This window comes from Pauljensenia sp. UMB3104 (genome assembly GCF_030217285.1).
Classification (GTDB): domain Bacteria; phylum Actinomycetota; class Actinomycetes; order Actinomycetales; family Actinomycetaceae; genus Pauljensenia.
The window spans coordinates 1-285 of the sequence record NZ_JASONN010000249.1 but is presented as its reverse complement, the minus strand read 5'-3'; the positions used below and the strand labels follow the sequence as shown (position 1 = coordinate 285).

General features: G+C 65.6%; 1 pseudogene. It reads left to right on the top strand.

The annotated features are described in order from the left end of the window. Positions 1-285, top strand: a pseudogene (locus QP415_RS11580) (AAA family ATPase); the annotation flags it as partial.

The following is a 285-nucleotide window of genomic DNA, read 5'->3' as shown; positions in this document are numbered from 1 at the left end:
CGCCCGCTACTGCGTCGTTGATGTCGCCTCGACCTCCCTGGAAAAAACCGCTCGAGGGGCCAACCGTGACGACGCTGCCCTCGGGGTGCTCGAGCGCGCCGACCGACTCGTGATCGTCGCGCGCGGGGATATCGTCGGTATCAACCGCCTCTCCTTCGTGGCGCGTTGGTGGGAGGAACATGGGCGTGATCTTCCGGTCGACATCATCGTCAACCGCGTGAGCACGGACGCGATTGGCCCGCACCCGGTCCCATCCTTACAAGCCGCGATCGGTGCCTTCATGCC